18 protein-coding genes are annotated in these 18,154 nt (G+C 38.8%); 17 read left to right on the top strand and 1 reads right to left on the bottom strand.

Features of this window, described 5'->3' with window-relative positions; translation table 11 throughout:
• Nucleotides 1-8: 8 nt before the first annotated feature.
• The 17 genes from M1F03_RS15475 to M1F03_RS15395 all read left to right on the top strand — a co-directional run bounded on the left by M1F03_RS15475 (nt 9) and on the right by M1F03_RS15395 (nt 15,228).
• Entirely contained in the window at nt 9-1,556 is a 1,548-nt protein-coding gene (locus tag M1F03_RS15475) for an ABC transporter substrate-binding protein (protein WP_251465240.1), read from the top strand.
• Nucleotides 1,556-2,524, top strand: coding sequence for an ABC transporter permease (locus M1F03_RS15470; protein WP_163862951.1), 969 nt, complete (start codon nt 1,556-1,558; stop codon nt 2,522-2,524). Before M1F03_RS15475 ends, M1F03_RS15470 begins: the two co-directional genes overlap by 1 nt.
• Entirely contained in the window at nt 2,521-3,327 is an 807-nt protein-coding gene (locus tag M1F03_RS15465) for an ABC transporter permease (RefSeq protein ID WP_163862949.1), read from the top strand. The genes M1F03_RS15470 and M1F03_RS15465 overlap by 4 nt, the downstream gene beginning before the upstream one ends.
• A complete protein-coding gene (locus M1F03_RS15460; RefSeq protein WP_163862947.1) occupies nt 3,327-4,106 on the top strand; it encodes an ATP-binding cassette domain-containing protein in 780 nt (259 codons plus the stop codon). The genes M1F03_RS15465 and M1F03_RS15460 overlap by 1 nt, the downstream gene beginning before the upstream one ends.
• A 390-nt stretch (nt 4,107-4,496) precedes the next feature.
• Nucleotides 4,497-4,799: an urease subunit gamma gene (locus M1F03_RS15455; protein WP_163862945.1), complete on the top strand. Its 303-nt coding sequence runs from the start codon at nt 4,497-4,499 to the stop codon at nt 4,797-4,799.
• A 20-nt stretch (nt 4,800-4,819) separates the two neighbouring features.
• On the top strand, nt 4,820-5,245 hold the full coding sequence (ureB, locus tag M1F03_RS15450) for an urease subunit beta (RefSeq protein WP_163862943.1): 426 nt from the start codon (nt 4,820-4,822) through the stop codon (nt 5,243-5,245).
• Nucleotides 5,246-5,307: 62 nt separating this feature from the next.
• A complete protein-coding gene (locus M1F03_RS15445) occupies nt 5,308-7,026 on the top strand; it encodes an urease subunit alpha (RefSeq protein ID WP_053110486.1) in 1,719 nt (572 codons plus the stop codon).
• 80 nt (nt 7,027-7,106) lie between these two features.
• Nucleotides 7,107-7,769, top strand: coding sequence for an urease accessory protein UreE (gene ureE, locus M1F03_RS15440; protein WP_251464661.1), 663 nt, complete (start codon nt 7,107-7,109; stop codon nt 7,767-7,769).
• Between the two features lie 26 nt (nt 7,770-7,795).
• Nucleotides 7,796-8,482 carry an urease accessory protein UreF gene (locus M1F03_RS15435; RefSeq protein WP_196713607.1) on the top strand — a complete coding sequence of 229 codons (687 nt, stop codon included), beginning with the start codon at nt 7,796-7,798 and terminating at the stop codon, nt 8,480-8,482.
• Nucleotides 8,483-8,513: 31 nt separating this feature from the next.
• Nucleotides 8,514-9,146, top strand: coding sequence for an urease accessory protein UreG (ureG, locus tag M1F03_RS15430; RefSeq protein WP_053110480.1), 633 nt, complete (start codon nt 8,514-8,516; stop codon nt 9,144-9,146).
• A 2-nt stretch (nt 9,147-9,148) separates the two neighbouring features.
• A complete protein-coding gene (locus M1F03_RS15425; protein ID WP_251464660.1) occupies nt 9,149-10,114 on the top strand; it encodes an urease accessory protein UreD in 966 nt (321 codons plus the stop codon).
• Nucleotides 10,115-10,223: 109 nt separating this feature from the next.
• A complete protein-coding gene (yut, locus tag M1F03_RS15420; RefSeq protein ID WP_163862933.1) occupies nt 10,224-11,219 on the top strand; it encodes an urea transporter in 996 nt (331 codons plus the stop codon).
• 28 nt (nt 11,220-11,247) lie between these two features.
• A complete protein-coding gene (locus tag M1F03_RS15415; RefSeq protein ID WP_163862931.1) occupies nt 11,248-12,423 on the top strand; it encodes an ion channel in 1,176 nt (391 codons plus the stop codon).
• A gap of 102 nt (nt 12,424-12,525) precedes the next feature.
• Nucleotides 12,526-13,761, top strand: coding sequence for an SLC13 family permease (locus tag M1F03_RS15410; protein ID WP_251464659.1), 1,236 nt, complete (start codon nt 12,526-12,528; stop codon nt 13,759-13,761).
• Nucleotides 13,762-13,795: 34 nt separating this feature from the next.
• A complete protein-coding gene (locus M1F03_RS15405; protein WP_251464658.1) occupies nt 13,796-14,392 on the top strand; it encodes an ATP-binding cassette domain-containing protein in 597 nt (198 codons plus the stop codon).
• Nucleotides 14,393-14,437: 45 nt separating this feature from the next.
• Nucleotides 14,438-14,818, top strand: a complete 381-nt coding sequence (crcB, locus tag M1F03_RS15400; protein ID WP_154622752.1) for a fluoride efflux transporter CrcB — start codon at nt 14,438-14,440, stop codon at nt 14,816-14,818.
• A gap of 11 nt (nt 14,819-14,829) precedes the next feature.
• On the top strand, nt 14,830-15,228 hold the full coding sequence (locus tag M1F03_RS15395; RefSeq protein ID WP_196713603.1) for a CrcB family protein: 399 nt from the start codon (nt 14,830-14,832) through the stop codon (nt 15,226-15,228).
• Between the two features lie 1,537 nt (nt 15,229-16,765).
• Here the strand turns inward: M1F03_RS15395 and M1F03_RS15390 are convergent.
• Nucleotides 16,766-17,953: an MFS transporter gene (locus M1F03_RS15390; protein WP_251464657.1), complete on the bottom strand. Its 1,188-nt coding sequence runs from the start codon at nt 17,951-17,953 to the stop codon at nt 16,766-16,768.
• Between the last annotated feature and the right edge of the window lie 201 nt (nt 17,954-18,154).

The raw sequence follows: 18,154 nt of genomic DNA, 5'->3' as shown, positions 1-18,154 counted from the left end.
CATGCTTAATGGGGCTATCTATGGGTGCTTTAGCCGATTCTATCCCACAAGATCAACATACTTTACGTCTGGCGATTGGTTCTGAGCCAACAGAAGGTTTTGACCCTATGTTAGGGTGGAGCCATGGCAGCTATATGCTTCTTCATAGCCCGCTGTTAAAACAGAATGCAGATTTATCATGGCATAGTTATATGCTTGATAAATATGAACATTCTGATGATGGTAAAATTTGGACGCTAAAATTAAAGAAAGATTTAAAATTTTCTGATGGTTCACCATTAGCGGCAAAAGATGTGGTTTTCACTTATAACAATGCCGCTGCAAGTGGCGGTAAAGTGGATATGGGGAATTTTGCTAAGGCTGAAGCGATTGATCCGTTAACCGTTAAGATTACATTATCATCGCCTCAAAGTACCTTTATTAACGTATTAGGTTCATTAGGTATTGTTTCTGCTGATAAGTACGATGCTAAAAAATATGCACATAATCCGATTGGTGCGGGTCCATATCGTTTGGTGGAGTTTCAACCTGGGCAGCAATTGATTGTTGAACAAAATCCATACTATGCGGGGCCAAAAAACGATTTTAATAAGATGGTTTTCGTATTCCTTGATGAGGACTCCGCTTTTGCGGCGGCACAGAGTCGTCAACTTGATATCGTGCGTATTCCTGCTGCTATCGCAGCTAATGCTAAAAATGTCAAAGATATGAAATTGGTTGAACGCCATAGTGTAGAGAATCGAGGGATCTCTTTCCCTATTCCTCCCGCAGGTGAAAAAGATGCGCAAGGTAATCCAATTGGTAACGATATCACCTCCGATGTAGCAGTGCGAAAAGCGATTAACTATGTGATCGACCGTAAATTATTGGCTGAAACAGTACTCGAAGGATTTGCTATCCCTGCTTATACAGGGGTTGAAGGGCTACCTTGGAATAACCCTAAATCATCGTTTAAAGATGGTGATGTAGAAAAAGCGAAAGCTATTTTAGAAGAGGCGGGTTGGAAATTAAATAAAGATGGTCTGAGAGAAAAAGACGGTAAAGTTGCCAAGCTGACCCTATGGTATGCCAGCGGTGATACGACTCGTCGTGATTTAGCTCAAACGGTCAGAGCAAGTTTGAAACCTATCGGTATTGAAATGGATCTGAAATCAGGAAGTTGGGAAACTGTTGAACGCTACATGCATGCCAACCCAACATTATTTGGTTGGGGTAGCCTTGATCCAATGGAACTTGTTCATAACTATAGCAGTAAGGCTGCTGGTGTTGGCTTCTATAACCCTGGGTATTATAAAAATCCAGCCATCGATGAAGTTATTGAAGAGGCACTGCGTCAACCAGACCAAACCGCAGCGATTCCATTATGGCAGCAAGTGGACTGGAATGGCCAAACAGGAACGGGTATCCAAGGGGATGCGGCTTGGGCATGGTTGATGAATATTCAACATATCTATTTATTAGATAACTGTGTTGAATTAGGTAAAGGCGCACCTGAAATTCATGGTTCTTGGTCTGTATTGAATAACGTTGATGATTGGGCTTGGACCTGTAAATAATGCGCACAACAGTAGGGCTTTTACTGCGATTTATTTGTTTGTTATTGGTGACAGCGATAGGGGTTTTTATCCTCTTAAGCTATTCACCTATTGATCCGATAAAAGCTTATATTGGTAATGATTTAATGCATGTTCCCCCTGAGCAGTATCCACTGATTGCTGCTCGTTGGGGACTTGACCAGCCATTATGGATGCAGTTCTGGCGTTGGTTTTCGCAGCTATTACAAGGTGATATGGGCTATTCTATGCTCTATAACACGCCAGTATCACAAGTCATAGCTGATAGATTAGCGCCTTCATTAGCATTATTGATATCAGCGTGGTTATTTTCTGGGATTATAGGTTTTGTCTTAGGATTAGTGGCGGGGCGTTACCTGAATCGTTGGCCAGATAGGGTGATTTCAACATTATCCTACTTATTAGCTTCTATCCCTGTGTTTTGGATAGGATTGTTATTACTGTCATTATTTGCAGTTTCGTTGCATTGGGCACCAATTTGTTGTGCGTGGCCAATCGGCTTAGATGAACAAACAGCGACATGGTCACAAAAAATCCATCATTTGGTGCTACCAGTGATTGCTCTAGGGCTGCTGGGAGTGGGAAATATCGCCTTACACACTCGTTCTAAAGTGGCGGAAGTGATGAATAGTGAGTTTATCCACTATGCGAAAGCGCAGGGTGATAAAGGGTGGCCAATGGTGAGTTTTCATGTTTTAAAACATGCGATTACACCAGCGATGTGTTTACAGTTTGCTTCGGTGGGGGAATTACTCAGTGGTGCATTATTGGCTGAAAAGGTATTTGCGTACCCCGGTTTAGGGCAAGCGACTATTGATGCAGGGCTACGGGGAGATATTCCATTGCTGATGGGGATTGTTATGCTGTGTGCAGTAGTGATCTTTTTCAGCAATAGCCTTTCAGATTTGTTATTGAAAAAGATTAATCAGGGAGTGATTAGAGGATCATGACCTATAACCCAAACCGAGCTTTACTGAAGTTAGTTATTTCTTTAGTTTGTTTATGTGTGTTAGCGATTTATGCCATATGGCTTTCACAAACGGATATCGAAGTAAACCTGTTAGATCGTCGTCAAGCACCGTCATTAGTTCATTTATTCGGTACTGATAATTTGGGGCGTGATTTATGGGATAGGGTATTTCAAGGTTTAGCGACTAGTTTACAGATTGGTACGACGGCAGCGATATCGAGTGGTTTAATCGCAGTCGTGATGGCGGGTTTATCGTCATTTAGCAAAACAATGGATTACATCGTACGTGGTATCATCGATTCATTATTAGCACTGCCTCATTTGCTTTTGCTGATCTTAATCTGCTTTACCCTCGGGGGAGGGAAGGCGGGCGTTATTTGGGCGGTTGCATTAACTCACTGGCCAAAATTAACGCTTATCTTACGTTCTGAGTTATTGCGAGTGCAGCAAGCAGATTACATCATGTTATCGCGTCGCATTGGTAACAGTGCGCTATACCGTTGCCGATATGATTATCTGCCAATGATTTTACCGCAGTGGATGGTTGGAACATTATTGATGTTTCCACATGCTATTTTACATAGCGCTGCATTGAGTTTTCTGGGTTTTGGCTTGTCACCACATGAGCCATCGTTAGGGATCTTATTATCGGATGCGCTGCGTTATTTAAGTACAGGTGCTTGGTGGTTAGCGATGTTTCCGGGGCTTGCATTAGTAGGATTGGTATTGTTATTTGACCAGTTTGCTAAATCTGTCCAGAACTTATGGTTAAGGGGAGCATGATGTTAAGTTTTGATCATTTAACCGTAGATGTGGCACAGTTTCGTTGGCTAGGAAAGAAACGTTGGCAGCCATTGTTGAACGATATCTCATTGGATGTCCGCCCTGGAGAGATGGTTGCGCTAGTGGGCGGCAGTGGTGAAGGCAAAAGCCTATTATTACAAAGTGGCTTAGGCCTATTACCTGACAATATGCGCTGTCATGGCAATATCGTGTTAAATGGTAATAAGCTAACGGAAAAAACTAAGCAGCAGTATCGTGGTAACTCTTTATGTTATATACCACAAGGGGTGAGTGCTTTAAATCCTTTAATTCGGATCGGCCCTCAACTAGAAAGGGCTGCCGTGCTCAGTGGGCAACATATCAAAATGCATGATGTGGCTCAGCATTTGCAGCAATATAACTTGCAATCAAGTGTGGTGAATAATTATCCAAGTCAATTATCAGGTGGAATGGCAAAACGTGTTCTAGCCTGTAGTGCTACATTATCACGTGCCGAATATATCTTAGCCGATGAGATTTCTTCTTGGCTGGATGATGAACATGCCATCCAACTATTGGAACATATCAAGTCATTGTGTAGAGATGGGAAAGGTATTTTGTGGGTAACGCACGATCTTGCGATGGCTGTTCGTTTCGCTGATCGTATTGCACTTTTACGCAATGGGTCACTGGAAGAAGTATTAACGAGTGAAAAATTACAAAATGGCGGAGGGGGTAAATGGCTTCAATCGTTATGGAACTCTTTACCTGAGCATCAATTTATGAAGTTTAAACAATAACTATTTTGCGCTTAATTAAATAGGATGCCAAATTTTTTAATCTAAAATCATTAATAATATTAACAAACTTATTTTGACTAATCATTTAATGATTATCTTTTTAATAAAATAAGATGCTTTTAATATGAATGTTTTTTAAATACAGCGAACTTGTTATTTGTTTTTACAAGGAGTCATATCGCAACGGATTGTTTATATTTGTCATGCTTTAAGTTTCAGTGGGAGTGACTACGCTCAGCGAGCCGGACTATATCGTTTATCTATGTCCACGCCTATTTTCGATTGTCGCTAACCTACATCTCGAATTATTTTTAGTATGGCTATTTAACGCGTTTAATAAATATTTATCTGTATTGATAAATACAAACTTTTATCAATCGAGGAGGCGTTATGCAATTAACCCCAAGGGAAATTGAAAAATTGATGGTTTATACACTCGCAGACGTTGCACAAAAACGTCGTGATCGTGGTGTGAAATTAAATTATCCAGAAGCGGTTGCCATTATTACGGTTACGGCTTTAGAAGGTGCACGCGATGGTAAAACCGTTGAAGATGTGATGAAAGAAGCCGCATCTGTCTTAACTAAAAAAGATGTTATGGATGGTGTGTGGGATTTAATTCCAAACGTACAGGTTGAAGCTATTTTTACTGATGGCACACGTCTGGTGACTGTTCATAATCCGATAAAATAAGCTAATGACGAGGTGAACATATGAGCAACGCGAAAACAGATACAAAAGCACCTACACCTTTAGGTGGGGTTATTTTAGCGGATACCCCAATTGAATTTAATGTAGGCAAACCTGAAACTAAAATAAAAGTGCGAAATACAGGTGACCGGCCGATACAAATAGGTTCTCACTTTCATTTTTTTGAAGTTAACCACGCATTAGAATTTGATCGTTCTGCGGCTTATGGTAAGCGTTTAAATATTGCTTCTACGACTGCAATACGTTTTGAGCCAGGCGATGAAATTGAAGTATCACTTATCCCTTTCGGTGGAAAACAAACTGTTTATGGATTTAATAACCTCGTTGATGGTTGGGCAGGTAATAACGTCGCAACAACAGAACGTCCAGCAAAAGCGATTGCATTAAATGAAGCGATCGCTCGCGGTTACAAACATAAAGAACAGTAATTGTGTTGTTTATCGATAACGATAAATAACTATGTACCTTATTAACTTTAAAGGTAAATAAAATGCCACAAATTTCTAGACAAGAATATAGCGGCCTATTTGGCCCAACAGTCGGCGATAAAATTCGTTTAGGTGATACAGATCTGTATATTGAAATCGAGAAAGATTTGCGTGGATATGGCGAAGAGTCTGTCTATGGTGGAGGTAAATCTTTACGTGATGGTATGGGGGCAAATAATACCTTTACCAGTGATAACGGCGTTCTTGATCTCGTTATTACCAACGTCACGATTGTGGATGCACGTTTAGGTGTGATCAAAGCTGATGTAGGGATTAAAAACGGTAAAATTGTTGGGGTTGGTAAAAGTGGTAACCCAAATGTTCAAGACAATATCACCCCAGGAATGGTCGTGGGTGTCGCAACGGATGCTATCTCAGGTGAACACTTAATTTTAACTGCCGCAGGTATCGATACCCATATTCATTTAATTTCACCTCAGCAGGCTTATGCGGCGTTATCAAATGGTGTGACGACTTTCTTTGGTGGGGGGATTGGACCCACTGATGGCACTAACGGTACCACAGTAACTGCGGGTCCATGGAACATGCGTGCGATGTTGCGTGCCATTGAAGGCTTACCAATCAACGTCGGTATTTTGGGTAAAGGTAACTCATATACGCGAGAACCATTAATAGAGCAATTGGTTGCTGGTGCAGCAGGTTTAAAAGTACATGAAGACTGGGGCGCAACAGGTAACGCAATCCGTCACGCACTGCGTATCGCGGATGAGTTTGATGTGCAAATTTCTGTGCATACAGACAGCCTGAACGAAGGTGGTTATGTAGAAGATACGATCGAAGCTTTCGAAGGCCGTACTATCCACACCTATCACACTGAGGGGGCGGGTGGCGGTCACGCACCAGATATTATTAAAGTTGTTAGCCAGCCCAATGTGTTGCCAAGTTCAACTAACCCAACACTTCCTTTTGGTGTTAATAGCCAATCAGAATTGTTTGATATGATCATGGTTTGCCACAACTTAAACCCCAATATTCCATCAGACGTTTCTTTTGCTGAAAGCCGTGTTCGTCCTGAAACTATCGCAGCGGAAAACGTATTGCATGATATGGGCGCAATTTCGATGTTCTCGAGTGACTCACAAGCGATGGGTCGTGTTGGAGAGAACTGGTTAAGAATCATTCAAACTGCTAATGCCATGAAAGCTTCACGTGGCAAACTGCCTGAAGATGCACCGGGTAATGATAACTTCCGCGTTCTACGTTACGTTGCAAAAATCACCATTAACCCAGCGATTGCTCAGGGTGTGAGTCACATCTTAGGTTCAATCGAGGTTGGCAAAATGGCTGACTTGGTGTTGTGGGATCCAAAAATGTTTGGTGCTAAACCAAAACTGGTTATTAAAGGTGGCCTGATTAACTGGGCGGCAATGGGGGATCCAAATGCATCACTGCCGACACCACAGCCAGTATTCTATCGTCCAATGTTCGGTGCTATGGGTAAAACAGTTAATGACACATGTGTCACATTTGTTTCCCAAGCGGCATTAGATGATGGTGTTAAAGAAAAAGCAGGTTTAGAGCGCCAAGTTGTTGCGGTTAACAACTGCCGTGCGATTGGTAAGCGTGATTTAGTTCGTAATGGTGAAACTCCGAACATTGAAGTTGATCCTGAAACTTTTGCTGTAAAAGTAAATGGCGAACATGCTACTTGCCAACCGATTAGTGAAGCAGCGATGAACCAACGTTATTTCTTTGGTTAATACTGCGACACGTCCCGTAATTTGATTGTTTTACTTTCTGCCTGCTTTAAGCAGGCAGAATTAACGTAATAGGTAATGCGATGATCATCATTGAACAAATTCTTGGAAATGTAAAAAAGGATCCAGTTTGGCAAGAAAAAAGTCAAAAAGCGCAGCTAGATGTTTTGATACTTGACCAACGTGAAGCACAGAAGAGTCGTTGTCGTAAACATACAGAAAAAGGCCTAGATCTCGGTATAGCATTAGATCGTAATGTTTTGCTTTCTGATGGCGATGTAATTTTATTTGATGAAGCTGCCAATACGATGGTTATTGTGCAAATTTCTTTGCGTGACGTGATGATGGTTAATTTGCAGCGTCTGCAAACGCTCAGCGCTGAAGAGCAAATTCGTGTCAGTTTTGAACTGGGGCATGCGTTAGGAAACCAGCACTGGAAAGCAGTTTTAAAAGATAATCAAGTTTATGTGCCATTAACCGTAAGTGAAAAAGTCATGGAATCGGTCATGCGTACCCATGGTTTTTCTCCAGATACCTTTGCCTTTGTAAAAGGTGAGTCTATTTTACCAAAACTGACTCATTCAGAAGCACGTTTATTATTCGGTGGCGCAGAAGATACTGATACGCATGTGCATGTTGCAATTGGTCAAATCCATGAGCATGCACATAGTCACTCACATGACCACGATCATGACCACGATCACGACCATCACCATCATGGGCATAGCCATACACATAAGCATTAATGGTCATTGCCGGTAAGGATTATGGTATGAAGGCATCTGATTTAATTAGGATAATGCAGTTTGGTGACTCAGCGCTACCTATCGGTGCATTTACCTTTTCGAATGGCGTAGAGGCGGCAATACAAAAAGGCGTTGTGCACGATAAAGAAACGCTAAAGTCATTTGTCCGTACATCACTCAATGTCGCGGCAAGCTCTGATGGTATTGCGGTAGTTGCTGCCCATAGAGCTGTTATCGCACAAGATAATGAGGCATTAATTAATATCGATTGGGCTGTACACAATCGTAAATTAAATGAAGAAGCGAGAATAATGACTACCCGTATGGGAAAGAAACTCGCTGAGATATCAGTACATATATTTGAAAACCAGCAGGTTGCTTGGTGGCTAGAACAAATAAAAAACGGCACAGCGCCAGGAACTCAGCCAGTGACACAAGCCATTGTAATGGCGGTTCAAGGGATAACAGAAAGAGATGTGGTGGTCATGCATCAATATGGTATTGCCATGACTATTTTGAGTGCGGCGATGCGCTTGATGCGTATTACGCATTATGAAACACAACATATTCTGTTTGAATTGAATGAAGATATCGACATTTTTTGTGACATTGCAGCATGTGGCGATATTCAACAAATGGCCTCGTATGTGCCAGTGATTGATGTGCTGGCAGCGGTACATACAAAATCGTTTGTTCGCTTGTTTATGAACTGATGATTAACTAAAAAATTTTTGAGGAATAATGATGAAAAAAATGACTCGGATTGGTATCGGTGGACCAGTAGGTTCAGGAAAAACAGCAATTATTGAAGTAATTACTCCGATCCTCATTGAGCGTGGTGTTAAACCGTTAATTATCACTAATGACATTGTGACCACTGAAGATGCGAAACAAGTTAAACGTACTTTAAAAGGAATTTTAGACGAAGAGAAAATTTTAGGTGTCGAGACCGGAGCATGTCCACATACTGCGGTTCGTGAAGATCCAAGTATGAACATTGCCGCAGTAGAAGATATGGAAGAGCGTTTTCCTGATAGCGATGTGATCATGATTGAAAGTGGTGGTGACAACCTAACATTGACCTTTAGTCCAGCATTGGCTGACTTTTATATCTATGTTATCGATGTGGCTGAAGGCGAAAAAATTCCCCGTAAAAATGGTCCTGGTTTAGTACAGGCTGATATTTTAGTGATTAACAAAATTGACTTAGCCCCCTACGTTGGCGCGAGCCTTGAAGTGATGGAGCACGACACGAAGGTGGTTCGTGGTAATCGCCCGTATGTGATGACTAACTGTAAAACTGGAGAAGGTGTTGTTGAACTGGTTGATATGATTATGGATAAATTCTTATTTACCCATCAATCATCAAGGGGCTAAATATGACTCAATTCAGGGCAGATATCGCAAATACACCATCACGTGTTCAAGCACATACACTCGGTAACAATGCACCTGAACTTGCCATCTATCAAGATGAGCCTAAACAAATGCAAAGTGGTGCGGTGGGTAAAAGTGGTTATCTCAAGCTAAGATTCGCACAAGGCGAATATCGCAGCGAGCTCGTAGAGATGGAACGTCGTGTTCCATCTTTGGTGCAAAAAGCACTCTATTGGGATGAAATGATGCCACAGCTACCTTGTGTCACCATGATTTCTACGTCAGGGTGCCTATTGCAGGGTGACCGCCAAGCGCTAGATATCATTGTTGAAAAGGGGGCATGTGCTCATGTAACCACACAATCTGCAACGAAAGTGCATATGATGGAAGCAAATTATGCAACACAATTCCAAAATATTATCGTTGAAGAAGATGGTTATTTAGAGTATTTACCTGATCCCATTATACCTCATCGTAATTCACGTTTTATTACTGATACTCGGATTAATATTCATCCGAGTGCGACAATGATATATTCTGAAATATTGATGTCGGGGCGTAAATATCATCACCAAGATGAGCAATTTGGTTTTGATATTTTTTCTTCGCATATCAGAGCTGAGTCTTCATCAAATAAAGAGTTGTTTGTTGAGAAATATATTTTAGAGCCTAAAAAAGAACAATTAATGACTACTGCGGTGATGAATAAGTTTGATACGTTCGGTAATGTTATTTTGCTAACGCCAAAAATTCACCATAGTCGTATTTTAGAGCGCCTAGAAGCTATTTATGATACAGAGAACAATATTGCATTTGGGGCGACTCAATTACCGAATGATTGTGGTTTAATTTTTAAAGCATTGGGTGTTGATACTCCAAAAGTGAAAGAGGCTGTGAGATATTTCTGGCAAATAGCACGTGAAGAAATATTGGGAATAACATTACAAGAGCCTTTTTTATGGCGTTAAACCCACAAGCTTATTAAGTTACAAAGATAACTCGTCAAATAATGATAATTAGGATCGTTGATTAACGATCTTAATTATCCCTATGCCAAGGACTAGAAGGGACATTACGATGAACACTTCAACAATAAATAAAAATGCTTGGAATCAGCTTGCTGATAAAAATATAACAGTACAGTTTATTGATGTCACACTTCGTGGCTGTGCTCAAGTGATGTTTCAAAATAACCCATTAACTGGGCTGCTATTTTTTATCGCAATTTTTATCGGGGCATTTTTAGAAAGTATGCCCGCAGTGGCTTTTGGTTGTTTACTTGGTACGGTTGTATCAACGCTAACCGCTTATATTAGCAAGCTGGATACAGCCTCATTGCGCTCAGGGCTATATGGTTATAATGGTTGTTTAGTCGGGGTGGCTTTACCCACCTTTTTAGAAAATACTCCCTTTGTTTGGTTATCGATTGTTTTAGGTAGTATTGTTTCGGTGATCGCGACCATATCATTAATGGATTTCTTGAAAAACTGGAAAGTTGCGGCATTAACTGCGCCTTTTGTATTGGTTTCTTGGACTATCTTATTAGCAAGTTATAGTTTTTTAGGCATAAAAGGTGTTGCTTTACCAGCACCAGCACTTCCTCAACAATTTATTGAACCAATTGGTAGTATTCCACATAGTGATATTGTTGCTGATATTTTCCGTGGCGTTTCTGAAGTCTTTTTACTGAGTAGTGTGATTGTCGGTATTATTTTTGTTATTGGACTTGCTGTGAGCTCAATATGGGCGGCGGTGTTTGCCATTGTTGGTTCGTTATTAGCATTTATTGTTGCAATATTATTGAAAGGCGATTTTGTTAGCATCCATACTGGATTATATTCATTTAGTGCCGTTTTAACGGCAATTGCTTTAGGTTCAACATTTAATAAGCCGAGTTATCGAGTATTAGCCTATGCCATCGTTGGCGTTATTTTTACTGTTTTTGTTCAAGGTGCATTAGACATTATTTTGGAGCCATTTGGCATACCGACATTAACGATGCCTTTCGTATTAGCGTCATGGCTATTTTTAGTACCGAACCAAGATATTATGCCTGAGCATAGGCAGTCATAATTAGAATATAATTTTAGGTCATATCAATATGAAAAAGAATGCAATTTATAAATACATTCAAAATATGACGATAATAAGGACAACATTAGCTTTATTGATCTTGCTTGATGGGCTATTGATAATACTCCCTATTTTATCATCATATAATATTAATTTATCCTCACAACACCATAATTTTGTTGATTGGTTGCAATCCTTAGGTTTTATTAAACTGCTCGATATCCCTCGGTTTGCTATCGGGGTTGTATTGATTATTTTGGCATTACCTATTTATTTAGGTATCAGAATAGGATGGGTATTTAGTTGCTTTATGCTGTTTGTTCTTGTTCTCATTAACTTGCTATTAGCAAGAGAAAATGTATTAACGGGAACTCTCTCATTGCTGATATTAATTGCATTGATTGCAAATTGGAAAATATTTCACCGTCATAGCTTATCAGGTGCTGGCTTTGTTGCATTTGTCAGTTTGATTGCTTTACTGGGATATTCCGTATTTGGGTCATTGTATCTTGGTGACCAATTCCAACCTCATATAACCGATATCTCCTCTGCATTTTATTTTGCACTGGTTTGTATGACAACGGTAGGATTCGGGGATATTGTTCCTATTAGTGTAGAGGCAAGATTATTTACCATTTCTATTGTGATATTAGGTATTACAATTTTTACCACTTCTATTGTTTATTTTTTAGGCGTGTTTGCAAAGAGCACACAAGAGATTGTCAAAAAGAGATTATTCCGTATGAAAGATCATTATGTCATTATCGGTGCTAGCCCTTTAGCGTTAAACACCTATCATGGATTAAAAAAGCGTGATTTAGATGTCATGGTGCTGTGTAAAGAAGAACACAAAAACAATTATCCAGATAATGCTCCAGTGATCACGACATCACAAATCAATAAGAAAAGTTTAAATCAAGTGAATTTAGCTGATGCTAAGGCATTGTTTATACTTGGAGATTTAGATGCCGAAAACACGATTGCCATGCTGGCGGCTAAAGAGATCGTTGGTGCCAATATTAAAAGTGTTATGGTCGTCAATGATGATAATAACTACGAAAATCTGAAATTACTGCACGCGGATCTGTTGATCTCTTTGTCGTCATTAGGCAGTGAAGTATTAATTAAAATGATTTTTGGTGAGAATATTAATAGCCAAATAATTGAAAGTATTATTTTCTCGAACAATATTCTAGATACTTAGAAGATGAGTAGAGAGATGACTATGAGCTGTGAAGTGACGACAGCTCATTATTTTATTTTAGTTCAAATGAAATAATACAAGAATAAAAATGGTGAGCTAAATATGGATTCAATTATTATTATTTTCGTGCTTGTTTATATCGCGATGGCTTTTGGCACGTTTCCAGGAATAAAAATTGACCGTACGGGGGCGGCTGTTGCAGGCGCCTTGGCAATGATTGGTTTTGGTTTTATTACTCCGCGAGCTTCTTGGGATGCGATTGATTATCAAGCTGTTGGATTACTATTTGGGTTGATGGTGGTATCGGCTTCATTCACCGTTTCTGGCTTTTATCATAAAGTCGCGAATGAAATGGCTATCCTCAAAATTAGTCCACCAAAGTTGTTACTTGTCTTTATTATTGTTGGTGCTGTGCTAGCGTCGATACTGACTAATGATGTGGTGGTTGTGGCAATGACGCCATTATTAATTTCAATCACATTAGCAAGAGGACTGAACCCAATTCCATTTTTATTGGGTTTTTGTTTCGCAGCAAACAATGGGGCGGCAGGTTCATTGATTGGTAGTCCTAAAAATATGATAGTCGCCCAAGGCTTAGACCTTTCATTTATCGGAGTGCTACATATTACCGCTATTCCTGTATTGCTTTCTTTACCTGTCGTTTGGTGTGTCATTAGCTTACTTTATCATAAAAATTGGTATTTACCTGAAAGCCAAAAAGCTGCGTTACCTCCTAAAACACATACGGTGATCCCATTTAATCAATGGGAAACGGGCAAAGCAGCCATTGTAATTGCCATTGTGATTATTGCGTTTTTGTTTACAGACTTACCTAGAGAGTTAGTTGCACTCTCCGCGGCTTGTTTTTTATTATTAAATAGGAAAATCGCCTCTAGTGATATGCTAAAACATGTCAATGGTGACTTGTTGCTGCTAATAATGGGGCTGTTCATTATTAATGCCGCATTTGCTAAGACCGGCGTCCCGCAGGATATTTTGCATTATTTATTAAATAAAGGCATCGACCTGAGTAGCCCTATTACGCTATTTTTGGTCTCAAGTATTATGAGTATCTTTATTGGTACAACACCGACTGTGATGCTGTTAATTCAATTCGTCTCCCCAGATGGTAATGCCGACCCACTCGGTGCAGCACTCATTTTTGGAGCCTGTTTTTCAAGTAACATTTTTGTTTTTGGTAGCCTTGCAGGCATTATTGCTGTCGATCAATCAGCCCAACATGGTATTAAAATTTCATTTTTAGAGTTTACAAAGTCAGGCGGTATTATTGCATTAATCTGTATGTCGATTGCAGCGGGTCGGATCTTATTTAGCTAATAATGATTACTTTTGAGTGTAAGGAGGAGGGGGGATGTTAGAAGTAAAAAATATACGTATCACTCAGGGAGGGAATACACTATGGAGCGACCTTTCTTTTTGCTTACATAATAATGAGCGCTTAGGATTTTCTGCACCAAGTGGTTTTGGTAAAACCACGTTAGGTCGAGTATTAGCGCAATGGCAAGCGCCCTCTAATGGTTCAGTTTTATTTGAAGGTAAGCCATTACCGGCAACAGGTTATTGTCCAATACAGTTGGTACCTCAACATCCAGAGAAAAGTTTTAATCCATACCGAACGGTTGGCTCGAGTGTCAATGATGCATGGGAACCAGTCGCGGAATATCTTGAACGTTTGTCAATTAAAGCAGAATGGTTAGAAAGGCGCCCGAGTGAGCTTTCGGGCGGAGAACTTGCACGTATTGCGCTATTAAGAGCACTTGATCCCCGCACTAAAGTATTAATCGCCGATGAAATAACCGCGCAGCTTGATGCGCATTTGCAAAAAGATATTTGGCAATTTCTGATTGAATTATCACAAGAAAGGCCATTAGCAATGATTATTTTTAGTCATAATAAAATGTTATTAGAAAAGGTATGTACGTCAGTTTGGGAAATATCCTCTACTTGAAGTATGACAATGATATTTTAAATTAAATAAATTGGGGCACTCAATATGGTTGCTTTTGATATAGCGTTAGTCGGTGCTGGTGGTGGAATCGGTTCATTATTACGCTGGTGGATTGGGCGTTTAGTCGGTGAAAAATACCACGGTAAGTTTCCTTTATCGACCTTCATTATTAATGTGTCAGGTGCTTTTATAATCGGTTTTTTAAGCAGTTATTTTTTGTTAGATTGGGATGACCGTTATGGCTCATTCTTACAATCAGCCATATTAACTGGCCTATTAGGCGGTTATACAACATTTAGTAGTATGCAGCTTGATGCGTTAAAGCTGACACAAACTAAACAAAAAATGTTAGCGTTGCTTTATTTATTACTGTCAATTATTGCGGGTCTGATTGCTGCGTTTTTTGGCGCATGGTTGATTAACTAAAGGATAAGAATATGAATATTGCAATCTTAGTTTTTATCGGTGGTGCTATTGGCGCAATTTTTCGCGAGCTATTAATGATTTCTGTACCGAAAATGGCAGACCAGTTCCCTTTAGATATCTTTATCGCCAATATTAGTGCTTCGTTTTTATTGGGTATTGTTGCAGGGCTACTCACCAGTAAACGCATTGGCCAATCAATGAATGCTTTTTTTGCCACAGGCGTGATGGGAGGGCTGTCTACATTTTCTAGTTTTGTGTACGGTGCAGTAGAGATAATAAAATATCCTCAATATGTATGGACTGGCGTCGTATATTTAATATTGAGTGTTGTCGTTGGATTTATGGTTATTTATTTCGGTTATATATTAGGTAGCAAACAATACAGAAACAGCCCTAATCATAGTGTTTGATTTTAGTATATGCTCGTCATACTTCAAATTTCAGCAATTTTGTTAAGGTGTAGTATTCCTAGCGACTGATTCAATGGCTAGGAATCTCAGTCAATACAGTGTGCATTAATGGGGGATCTCTATACCTCCATTAAATTCTGGCTATTTTATTGTTGCCTAACCATGAGAAAAGAAATTTGATTAAACTATCATCTAAAAGCCAAATAATAGGCTCTCAGTTCCTAAATTGTGTTTTGCTAGTGGCACTTTTAGCTATTGGTATTTGAGTAAGGGATAATATTAGTTAAATGCATGGTTTGTTATATGGACTAAGCGACTGTACTTGCCAGAGTAATCATTTTATCGTTATATAAAAAATAATATTGAGATTATCATTTTTATTCTCGTAGCTTCTATAGCTATCCATTTCCTTTTCTTAAAAATCAATTTTTTAACTTTAGAGCCAATTCAAACATCAAATCTAACTTATAAACAATATAAGTTAGATTTAATTTTGCTGTTTATTTTTGATAAATGGTTCTATAAAAAATCACCAGTAATCTAAAAAAAATTGTGTTTTGGGTTTTAAATCTGTATTTTTATTGTTCTCTGGCTTTCTTTAATTTTTTATTATGTTTTTTTATAATTTTAATGCTGTAAATTTTGCGGGTTGAGTTTTTATTGGGTTTTTCTACTGTTTTTTTATCTATTTTGTTGGGATTAGTCTTAAATGGCACTTTTTTATTTGCGTTAAGGCCTGCTTTTATTGCTTTTTTTATTATTATATTTTGTTTAATGCGTTGATTTTATTGGCTTTTGATTTTTTGTTTGATGTGTTTTTTAAATTTATATATTGAATTAGGCACCTTTTCAGTATTGAAATTTTGAAAGTGCTAGAATAATATTGAACACGAATTAGGTGTAACGACGATTTAAATATGTTGGTTAAATTTAGATTATACTCGCTGTATAAATAGCTTGTTCCTCCCAGGTTTAGCTTTAATAGCGATACTATATTCTTAAGTTTAATTTTTTGTCTATATTGCTATTTCTACAATCACAATTATTTATTAACTTTTGGTTACTGTATATTTGTGTTGTAGAAATGGTTTTTTTTTAGTGAAAATCTTTGTGCATTAAAATCTGTTATCTTGATGGTCTATCTATCGGTCATTAATCTGATGAGGACTTAAGGGAAATAATGTCATTTATTTTCTTTAAGTAAACGGTATCTAGCATCATATAATACTGAGTTACATTTAGGAAAACGAAATATTTTAATAGGTATAACCTATTAAAATAACCTGATATTCTCAGCTGAAGTATGATTTATCAAAAAGTTATTAAAGTACTTTATACGGCTGATAAAACTGAATATTCGTCTATCTCCTGACTAGCCGCATTCGTGGTTTTGTGAGATTGATATTATATAGAGTCATCAGAGAATAGCCGTGTTCTCGATCTATTGAATATCTAATTTGGTATTTTATTCTTTATTATTAAGGACTTTGATATTTAGGAGGCTAATACCTAAGTCCTTATGTCATTTATTTAAATGTTATGGCTTTGAGCGCACCATAAAATAAGCAGCTAAAACCAATGAACATAGAATACATAAGATAGCAAAACTGATAAATGGCATCATGTTTGTCGAGTTCGCTATTATATATCCACCAATAGCAGGCCCAATCGCCATCCCTCCACCAATGACTAAATTCATGTTGTTCATTAACCTACCGCTGGTATCTAGTTGAGATACCGCCCCCATAATAAATGGGAGTACAAATGTCCACGTGAATTTAAACAATAGCGCGGCTATGACAAATCGTACTACAGTCGGTGAGGCAATTAATAGAAGAACGCTTATCACTAATAGTGCATATCCTAGCAAAACTAATTTGCTGGTTTTAAAGCGGGTAGAAATAACAGCCGCAATAATTGCTCCAATCATGCCCAAAATCGTCGCAATTGCCAAAACTTGGCCATTTTCTTCAGCATTTAATCCGCTGTTCTGACCAAACACGCCTATAAAGGTCCAAACTTGGCTCAAAAAAATATAAAAAATCAATACGGCTAAAATGGCGATCGCTTTATTCGCGAATGTACTTTTTAAATTGACGGGTGATGATTGATGTTGCTCTTCGCTCATTATGACATTGGGAAATGCACGAATAAGAGGAAAAGAAAGGAGCATACAAGCCGCAAGTATAAAGTAAACAATACGTAGCCCGTATAGTTCAAATAAAGGTGGTAAAACAAGCAGTCCTATAGTCCCTAATGCGAGTTGTCCAAGTACCCAAAAAGCATACATTCGGCTTGGGTTTTCTGTTTTGCCAGCGCTTGATATGCATAAGATCATCAGCGTTCCACCTGCAAATGATGCAATAAAACGAATAATCAGTAAAACGGTGTAGGTGGTTGCGAATGCAGAAATTAAGTTACCAATAATAAAAATGATTGCGGAGATAATCGCTATTTTTTGCCAGCTAATGCGGTTGATCCAATACCATGCGGGAATAGTGGCAAAGCTCATTGCACCTAGCTCTGCTGAAAATAAATAACCGATTTTGTCAGCAGATAAATGCCATTGTAAGCCCAGTTGTGCTGCAACAGCGGGAGCCGTCATTAGAATACCGGGTGCAATAGCGGAAAAAATAATAATCGCAAGCAATAAGCTTAATGAGGATTTTAGAACAACGGTAGAAGGTGGAGCATTGACATCTTGTGTGTGCAGCGATTCGCTCATATTAGCACCTCGGTCAATAATGAATATTATTTTATAATATTTGTTAAATAAAGGTTAAATCATGGTCGATTTTAGTGTGAAATTACGGATAGTGACTATCATTCTAAAGAACGAATATTAGGATTTTATGGTGATATACGGAGTAGGTATAAGAAGTAAACGGAATCAATGTAGAAAGAGGGAGACCGTGAGCCCATTTAA

This window comes from Providencia sp. PROV080, from assembly GCF_033688105.1.
In the GTDB taxonomy this organism is placed as follows: domain Bacteria; phylum Pseudomonadota; class Gammaproteobacteria; order Enterobacterales; family Enterobacteriaceae; genus Providencia; species Providencia zhejiangensis.
The sequence above is the reverse complement of the archived record's forward strand: the minus strand, read 5'-3'. Positions and strand labels throughout refer to the sequence as shown.

Bases quoted from the DNA above. Each gene is read 5' to 3' on its own strand.
- M1F03_RS15455 (WP_163862945.1), top strand. From the start codon at position 4,497: ATGCAATTAACCCCAAGGGAAATTGAAAAATTGATGGTTTATACACTC.
- M1F03_RS15425 (WP_251464660.1), top strand. From the start codon at position 9,149: ATGACTCAATTCAGGGCAGATATCGCAAATACACCATCACGTGTTCAA.
- M1F03_RS15415 (WP_163862931.1), top strand. From the start codon at position 11,248: ATGAAAAAGAATGCAATTTATAAATACATTCAAAATATGACGATAATA.
- M1F03_RS15410 (WP_251464659.1), top strand. From the start codon at position 12,526: ATGGATTCAATTATTATTATTTTCGTGCTTGTTTATATCGCGATGGCT.
- M1F03_RS15460 (WP_163862947.1), top strand. From the start codon at position 3,327: ATGTTAAGTTTTGATCATTTAACCGTAGATGTGGCACAGTTTCGTTGG.
- M1F03_RS15465 (WP_163862949.1), top strand. From the start codon at position 2,521: ATGACCTATAACCCAAACCGAGCTTTACTGAAGTTAGTTATTTCTTTA.
- ureE (WP_251464661.1), top strand. From the start codon at position 7,107: ATGATCATCATTGAACAAATTCTTGGAAATGTAAAAAAGGATCCAGTT.
- M1F03_RS15475 (WP_251465240.1), top strand. From the start codon at position 9: ATGGGGCTATCTATGGGTGCTTTAGCCGATTCTATCCCACAAGATCAA.
- yut (WP_163862933.1), top strand. From the start codon at position 10,224: ATGAACACTTCAACAATAAATAAAAATGCTTGGAATCAGCTTGCTGAT.
- ureG (WP_053110480.1), top strand. From the start codon at position 8,514: ATGAAAAAAATGACTCGGATTGGTATCGGTGGACCAGTAGGTTCAGGA.
- M1F03_RS15445 (WP_053110486.1), top strand. From the start codon at position 5,308: ATGCCACAAATTTCTAGACAAGAATATAGCGGCCTATTTGGCCCAACA.
- M1F03_RS15470 (WP_163862951.1), top strand. From the start codon at position 1,556: ATGCGCACAACAGTAGGGCTTTTACTGCGATTTATTTGTTTGTTATTG.
- M1F03_RS15390 (WP_251464657.1), bottom strand. From the start codon at position 17,953: ATGAGCGAATCGCTGCACACACAAGATGTCAATGCTCCACCTTCTACC.
- M1F03_RS15395 (WP_196713603.1), top strand. From the start codon at position 14,830: ATGAATATTGCAATCTTAGTTTTTATCGGTGGTGCTATTGGCGCAATT.
- crcB (WP_154622752.1), top strand. From the start codon at position 14,438: ATGGTTGCTTTTGATATAGCGTTAGTCGGTGCTGGTGGTGGAATCGGT.
- ureB (WP_163862943.1), top strand. From the start codon at position 4,820: ATGAGCAACGCGAAAACAGATACAAAAGCACCTACACCTTTAGGTGGG.
- M1F03_RS15405 (WP_251464658.1), top strand. From the start codon at position 13,796: ATGTTAGAAGTAAAAAATATACGTATCACTCAGGGAGGGAATACACTA.
- M1F03_RS15435 (WP_196713607.1), top strand. From the start codon at position 7,796: ATGAAGGCATCTGATTTAATTAGGATAATGCAGTTTGGTGACTCAGCG.